Genomic DNA, 490 nt, shown 5'->3' on the forward strand with positions numbered 1-490 from the left:
GGGCAATTTTGCCATCAGCCCCGACGACATGATCCACATCCGCGCACTGGGCAATAACCAGAAAATGGGCTTAAGCCCCATCCTGCAACATGCGGAAACCATCGGCATGGGGATGAGCGGGCAGAAATACACCAGTGCGTTCTTTGGCGGTAATGCCCGTCCTGCCGGAATTGTGTCTGTGAAAGGGGAAATCAGCGAACCGGGCTGGGAACGACTCAAGCTAATGTGGCGTAAAGCGGCGGCGGCCCTGCGCAGTGAAGAAAACAAGACCATGCTGCTGCCGGCGGATCTGGATTACAAAGCCCTGACCGTCTCACCGGTGGATGCGCAGCTGATTGACATGATGAAACTCAACCGCTCTATGATTGCCGGGCTGTTCAATGTGCCGGCTCACATGATTAACGACCTTGAAAAAGCCACGTTTTCCAATATCAGCAATCAGGCCATTCAGTTTGTCCGCCACACCGTGATGCCGTGGGTGGTGAACTGG

1 protein-coding gene is annotated in these 490 nt (G+C 54.9%); it reads left to right on the forward strand.

Annotated elements, in window-relative coordinates; translation table 11 throughout:
- On the forward strand, positions 1-490 hold a 490-nt coding region (locus Xsto_RS20885), incomplete at both ends, for a phage portal protein (protein ID WP_099126332.1).

The organism is Xenorhabdus stockiae (assembly GCF_002632825.1).
GTDB lineage: Bacteria > Pseudomonadota > Gammaproteobacteria > Enterobacterales > Enterobacteriaceae > Xenorhabdus > Xenorhabdus stockiae.